We start from the raw sequence: 6,793 nt of genomic DNA, 5'->3' as shown, positions 1-6,793 counted from the left end.
TTAGTAACTGGCGTTCAAGCTGAAGCCGGCCGTATGGCTGGCCGTGCGAAAGAGTTCAGGCTTGTGCACAGGCCAGCCGACAAAGGCGTCGTACTGCACGCCCAGCCATTGCCCCCGCAAGCCGACAAAGCCGCCCGTCAGGCGGCGCGCGATCAACCATTCGGCGGATGGCCCCGATACTTCGCCGTGATCCAGGCCCGCATAGGCTTCCTGGCCGCTGCTGCCCAGCGGCACGCCGAGCTCGTTGCGCAGCAGCCAGCCGCGTTCAGCCGACAGACTGCTTTCGCCGTCGTAGCCGCGTACCGTGTAGCGCCCGCCGATGGCGAAGCGGTCTTGCGGCACCAGCGGCGTGCGGTTGTGCTGCGTGCGCCAGCTGCCTGTGTAGCGCAGTGGCTGGCCAGCCAGCGTGAACGGCGCAGACAGGGCCGCATCGGCCAGCAGCAAACGCATGCGCGAAGTACCTTCGCCGAACGCTTCCTCGGGCGCAGCCAGCGCATCCATCGCGCCCGTGCCGCGCCGGTACTGCAGATTGACGTCAAACGTGGCCTGGCCCATGAATTCACGGTGGCCGATGCCGAGTTCCCAACCGGCCATGCGGCGGCGTTGCACTTCCACTTCCGTGTCGTCGATGGAGTTCTGCGCGGCGCGCTGCCAGCCGCGCAGGGACACGGTGGTCTTGCGCGACGCATCGCGGTAGACCAGGCGCGACAGTTTCACTTCGCGATTCTGGCTCGCGCCGCTGTAGTTGTAGTCTTGATTGATGCCGGCCACGGACTGGTGGTAATGGCTGTCGCTGGCCGTGAAGGCCAGCAGCCAGTAGGCGTAGGGAATCGAATAATGGGCCACCATGCCGGCAGTGCCGCGCGGACCGTTGCGGTCGCCGTCGACGTTCTGGTTCAGACTCAGATAAAACAGATCATTCAGAGTCAGCCAATGGTCATACGACAGGGTCACGCTGCCCTGCAGCTTGCCTGTCGAGCGCGAGCCGCCATCGTCGAGGCCCAGCGCCAGGCGGAATGGCAAGCCCTGCTTCCACTGGATCTGCAGGTCGCTCTCGCCCGGTTTGGCATTGCCACCCTCGGCCGGCATGATCTGGATATCGGCTTCGGCCGTCGGCACGCGCTTGAAGTTTTCCAGCGCCTGTTCCGTATCGCGCACATTGAGCAAATCGCCCGGGCGCGCCGGCATGGCATTCCACCAGGTGGCGCGGGGATTCGTGCCGGGCGCAAAGCCGATCTGGCGGATGCGCCCCGGCATCAAGGTCAGGGTTAAAGTACCCTTGCTTAAATCCTGCGGCTCGGCCAGCACGCGCGTGGTGACATAGCCGCGCGCGATGATGGCGTTCTGCAACCGCCCCATCAGCACATTGATGGCCTGCGTGCCCAGGCAGCGACCCAGCGCAGAGTCCGGCGCACCCAGGTCATCGCGGCTGGCGGCGCCCAGCGCCCATTGGAATAATTCGGCGTCCTCGCCCCGCAATTGCAGGTGGTCGATGGTAAAGCATGGCGACTCGCCTGCGGGCAGACGGTTGGCGGCCGCGGCCGCGGGCGCCTCGAGCAGGCGCACGTCGGGCGTGCGTTCCTGCTGCTGGCGCAGGAAGCGCTCGCGTTCTTGCTGGCGTATCAGTTCTTGGCTGGCATCGTCGCGCTGGCTGCTGCCAGGCGTATTGGAAAGGGGCGGCGCGATTTCAGGACGGGTCTGCGCGGACACGGCGGCACACAGGGTGCTGCTAAACAAAAATACACCGCACCATGGCGTCAAGCGCAGGTGCATATGTTGCCTTAAATAATTATTTACATAAGGAAATTATAAATTAATTATTTCTACACGGCAACTTTATTTATTTCTTGAGAACTTTACCTCTTTGGTAACTGTCTTTCAACTATCCAATTACCACTAGTAAAACAAGCAGGCGGTATCATGACAGGAGAACAGGCAATGGCAGCCGGAATGGATGCCATAAAAAAAGCCCGCTAGAAACAGGGCTGCAGTTTCAAAACAGCGGTGCCGGGCGTGGCGCCATGGAGCAAGCGTTTCACCGGACGCTTGAGGCAAGCGCCTGTGAGCCACGTCAAACAGCCACTTCGATCTCCTCCCACGGCACAGCTGCCGGATCCAGCAGCCACAGCAAGGCAAACTGGCGCTGCGCGATGACCTGCCCGATCAATCCCCCTGGCACGTCGACGAAGCGCGCTTGCTGGCACACGGCCAGCAGGCGCGTGTTCAGGTCAAGCGCATCGAGAAGTTCCCCATCGCCGCGCAATGGCTCAGCCAGCGCATCGATCGAGCCGGCTCCCGTGATCATGGCCGCGATGCGCTGCGGGTCGCAAGTGGCCGTCGGCGTCTCCAGACTGCCAGCCTTGCCCAAGGCCCATAACAGCGCCCAGCACGCTTCGAAGCCCCACTGGAACACGGGTCCCCGCTGTGCCGGATCGGTCTGCGGGTCGAGAAATGCGGCTTCGAGGGGACGTAATGCGGACGCGGCGCCCAGGTCCGCGATCAGGTCGGAGGCAAGCTCCGTCGCGAGTCCTTCGGCGCGCGAGGCGCACATGCACAGGCAAATGGCGCGCCCTGCCGTGTCGCGTGCGCTGCGCACGGCACCGCTCAATGTCGGTGGCAAAGGCAATTGGCCTGGGGGAAGCGGCAGGCCCAATGATGTCAGATGACGAACCGAACGATCCAGGCGCGCCAGCGCCACGTCAGAAGGGATGGTGTTCATGGCTAGGCCGCTTTCCAATCGATCTAAATAAATTTGCCCATCAGATGTTCATTGTATTTCTTTTGTTCATCCTCGATCACCTTGCGGATATCCGGATGCAGCGCATTGTAGTTCACCTTCCCGGTGCCTGGTTTCATCGCATGGAGGGACTTGTGAAACTCCGACAAGGTCGCTGTCGAGCCTGTTGGTGGAGCGGCCGCATACATCAGGTTATCGAAATCGGTTTGCCCGCCACCGAATTTCGCGCCCTTGTTGACCATGTGCTCCTTGTTGACCTTGAAGGTCGTGACGGTGCTTGCCTTGGCCGCCAGCGTAGGGAAGTCCGTGCTGATTTCGTCCAGCAACTCAGTAAACTTGTCCTTGAATTTTCCGCCCACCAAGCTGTAATCTTTCCAGTTCGACGTGGCGTCCCGGCAACGCCGCCATGCCTCGGCCAGCACCGGATTGACCTTGAAGCTGAGCTCCGCCACTTGCTGATAAAACTGCGAGATTTCCTTCAATATCGCCTTGGTCGGGCCACTGGCCTGCAGCTTGACATTGATCGAATCGACCCAGCTGATCCAGCTGTCCGGATCGAGCACCGTGCCATTTTGTGCCTCGATGATGGCGTCCAGCGCATCGCTGATGATCGTTCTATTATTGTGTTTCGGATCGTCCTTGTAATCGGTGCCATTGAAGATGACCCGTTGCGCCACCATTGCCCCCGGCGCGGCGGTGGCTGGCGCGGGAACCTGCAGGCTTGCCGATCGCGCGGGCATCGCGTTCATGGCCCGGCTTCCCATCCGGTCTGCCTCCTGCTCGAGCGCGCGGTCATCGTTGAGCGCCATGCCATGCGCCGCCATCGTGGGCTTCACCCTGCCTTGCCTTTGCTGCAGCACATGCCAGGCTTCATGCGGCAAGTGTCTTTCCTGGCCAGGTCCCAGATGAATGTCGCCGCCTTGCGCATAGGCATGCGCCTGCACCAGGCCAGGCTGGTGCGAATTATAGTGGACCGTTACCCGGTCCATCGCCATGCCCGACAGCTGCTCTATGCCGGTCCTGAGCGCCGATGGCAGCGGCGCGCGCCTGGCATCGGGCGCAGGCCCGCCGGCCGGGCTGCGCACATAGCGAAAGTTCGCCATGGCGGTGCCGCCGTGCCCACCGTGCCGCTGGACGACAGGAAGCGCGCGGCGCGTGTCCGTGGCGGGCTGCGTGGGCGGCCTGTGCCGCAATGGTTCATGCGTCATGGTCAGCTTTGCTGGCGGGCATTTTCACGAATCCTCCTTGCGCTTGCGCTTGCCTGCGACCTTACTCGTGCCGGTTTGTGCATCGAGCAATAACGATGCATGATGGTAGAGCGCAGACGGCACGGCTGGCACATAGGCTGGTTTTTTTGACACCCTTGTTGCCCCCATGTCCCACACCGCGCCCTTCGGCAAATAGCTGCCGACTGGCGCTTCATCCCCGGCCTTTTGCAAATGCATAACGAAGCCCAGATTGGTGCTGTCGGTTCCGAACTGGAAGTGTTTCGAAAGGCTTGCATACAGCGTGACCTTGGCATGCGTATTTTTCCCCAACAGGCCAGGCAGCGCGGCAGGCTCCATATTCGTCATGTCGTAGATCTGCGCATCACCGGTTTTTTGCTTGCCAAAGTCAGCCAGTTCTTCTCTGGTGGTAAAGTTATAGGCAGGATCGACCAGGCTGAGCGACTTGGTGCCCGCCGTGGAGGTCATGGTTTCAAAGTACACCGGCCCCCTGTCCTTGACCTTTTTTTTCACGAAGGCCGCGTCGGCCCCGTGAAACATCATCGCGCTGCTCGAACCTTGCTGCCCGCTGTGGGTAAGGTAGAACGATGCAATGGTATAGCCAGCACCCTGGACGGGGCCCGTGTAATGGCGCAAGACAGCGGCTTCCATTTTTCCCCTGGCCTCGCTCTGCTCATACTCCGTCGACAGGTGGAGTGCCGCCTCATTGAGGTTTTCAATGACTTGCGTCGCCTCTGCAAACAACACGTCGGTCCGCCAGCTGCGCCACTGCTGCAATATTTGCAATCCTTTGCCATAGTTACTCGCTATACGATTGAGCAAAACTTTGACCTTGTCGTTTTCCACTGCCACCCGATTTACTGCGCCCTTTGCAAGATTCATGCTGCGCTTGAGCGTGTTTTGCAGCAGAGACAAGCGGCCGCCCCGCCTGCGGCGGCTGCGCGCCACATCGGCGTGAGGTGATATCACCTTCTGCAGCGTGGCGAGAAACGCCTCGATGTCATACTGCCCTGGCCATATCCGGATCGATTTTTCGAGGTCGCTGATGGCGGGATACAAAAAACCAAAACTTTGCCGCTCGGTCATTGTTACAGCGCTGACAGCATTCCATTTATCAAGAATCCCCTGTTTGATCTTTGGAACATCGATACCAAGGTTGTTCTTGTCCTGAATTTCAAAAATAAGGGCCGGATAAGTAAAGAAACTCGTCTCGCCAGCCATGCCGGCATACACCAGTTTCAACGCATATGAATCGAACATGCACTCGTTATCCCCGTAAATCCGCTTTGCCCCGGACACGATTTGCCGATAATGCCTGAACAACTCCGCCTCATAGTCTTCTGGAGTATCGAAGTCGTGATGCACCAGCTTCCTTGCCTCAGTACGGTATTTTTTGGAATTAAGGTACTGCTTGGGAACGCCGATTTTTTTCGCGGGTGCGTAAGTCCTGGTTGTCGAGTTTTTCAGCAGCAGATTGTAAGTAAAGCTGTTGACCTCGGCGCCCAATTTGGGACCGGGATGTCCTTGCCCACCCGAATTCCGATACACGATGGTACCGAGCGGACTGCCCTCATCCGGCTCGACATCATCTTTCAGCAGTGCCGATTGCTCTTCCTCTTCATTTGCAAGCGTCGAACTGGCGGGTTTGTAGATCTGACTCAACTGATTAACAAACGCTGCGTCACCACGCTTGGTATCTCCTGTCAGTCCAAGAATATCCCTTTGTACATTGGCTGCGCTGGAACGGAAGTAATCGAACTGATTCTGATTGAAAAAAACGCTCTTCCCCTGGCCTCCCGGCGGCTGCTTGTTCTTCGTCGGGGCGGTCTTGGCATGGTATAGCTTCAGGCTGTCGCCTGCGGCATTCATCACCTTGGAGCGTTTTCTGGCGGCATCCGAGCTCTTTTCTTTCCTGCGTGCCAGTCCCTGCCGCGAAACCTTGCCATTCCATTCAATGACTCTGTCGCGCACGCCTTCCGGCATGTCGCCATACATGGCACCCAATTTCTCGATTTCCTCCGCCAAGAACATTTCCGCGTCAACAGAGGTCACGGGATCCCAGCCATCCGTCGCCGGACCGGGAAATTCAGGCAGGTCCTGCATCAACTCCCGGTAGATTTCGTCATACTCGTCAGATCCTTCCCAGTACAGCTCTGCCAGCAGGGAAAACACGTCGTTGCGGCCATTCCGCCACAGCTCGTTGTCACTGATGTAGCGGTTCGCAGAGCCGATGGTGCGCTGCACGGGGCCGTTATCATGCTCCTGGCCGCTTGCTGCGAGCGGCTGGGGCGGCGCTGCCTTGCGTTGCAGCGGCTGCCGCATCAGGCGATCAGCGCCGGCTTCATCGCTGGTATTGACGGCTTGCCCATTGACGCGGCCATCGGTCCGGGGCGGCGTCCCCCGCAAGACATTGATGATGTGATGCCCGACCTCGTGCTTGATGTTCGGCTCGCTATCCTTGCCGGGCGCGAAATGGACCTTGTTACCCTGCAAGGTTGCATCGGCCTCCACGGTGGCGGGAAACGGGGAATTATGCGTGGCGCGCAGCGTCGAGGTGTCGACGCCATGCTGCTCGCCCATCGCCGCCGCGATGGCCCGGAATGCGGACGATCCCTGCGCCCCCATGGACGCCGCCTGGCCTGGCTGCCGTGGCAGGCTGGCCGGGCTGCGCGCATAGCGGTACTGCTGCATCGGCGTGCCGCCATCGGCAACGCGCAGTTGCGGCGTGTCCGGCCTGTCGTGCGCTGCCGTGTGCGCCGTCGAACGCGGTTTATGCCGCGGGCGCTCATGCTCCATCGGCTGCGCCCCCTTCCGGCATGCCGGCAGGCAG

4 protein-coding genes are annotated in these 6,793 nt (G+C 60.3%); all 4 read right to left on the bottom strand.

Annotation, left to right across the window (positions count from 1 at the left end):
* The 4 genes from JAB1_RS07485 to JAB1_RS07470 all read right to left on the bottom strand — a co-directional run bounded on the left by JAB1_RS07485 (position 1) and on the right by JAB1_RS07470 (position 6,759).
* Complete coding sequence (locus JAB1_RS07485; RefSeq protein ID WP_083299600.1) at positions 1-1,773, bottom strand: ShlB/FhaC/HecB family hemolysin secretion/activation protein; 1,773 nt, start codon at positions 1,771-1,773, stop codon at positions 1-3.
* 298 nt (positions 1,774-2,071) lie between these two features.
* A complete protein-coding gene (locus JAB1_RS07480) occupies positions 2,072-2,719 on the bottom strand; it encodes a DUF4272 domain-containing protein (protein ID WP_099387495.1) in 648 nt (215 codons plus the stop codon).
* A gap of 23 nt (positions 2,720-2,742) precedes the next feature.
* Positions 2,743-3,840, bottom strand: coding sequence for a DUF4157 domain-containing protein (locus JAB1_RS07475; RefSeq protein ID WP_257217321.1), 1,098 nt, complete (start codon positions 3,838-3,840; stop codon positions 2,743-2,745).
* Positions 3,841-3,969: 129 nt separating this feature from the next.
* Positions 3,970-6,759: a hypothetical protein gene (locus JAB1_RS07470; protein WP_139144459.1), complete on the bottom strand. Its 2,790-nt coding sequence runs from the start codon at positions 6,757-6,759 to the stop codon at positions 3,970-3,972.
* Positions 6,760-6,793 lie beyond the last annotated feature (34 nt).

Source organism: Janthinobacterium sp. MP5059B, from assembly GCF_001758645.1.
GTDB classification, from domain to species: Bacteria; Pseudomonadota; Gammaproteobacteria; order Burkholderiales; family Burkholderiaceae_D; genus Janthinobacterium; species Janthinobacterium lividum.
The sequence above is the reverse complement of the archived record's forward strand: the minus strand, read 5'-3'. Positions and strand labels throughout refer to the sequence as shown.

Bases quoted from the DNA above. Each gene is read 5' to 3' on its own strand.
- JAB1_RS07475 (WP_257217321.1), bottom strand. From the start codon at position 3,840: ATGGCGAACTTTCGCTATGTGCGCAGCCCGGCCGGCGGGCCTGCGCCC.
- JAB1_RS07470 (WP_139144459.1), bottom strand. From the start codon at position 6,759: ATGGAGCATGAGCGCCCGCGGCATAAACCGCGTTCGACGGCGCACACG.
- JAB1_RS07480 (WP_099387495.1), bottom strand. From the start codon at position 2,719: ATGAACACCATCCCTTCTGACGTGGCGCTGGCGCGCCTGGATCGTTCG.
- JAB1_RS07485 (WP_083299600.1), bottom strand. From the start codon at position 1,773: ATGCACCTGCGCTTGACGCCATGGTGCGGTGTATTTTTGTTTAGCAGC.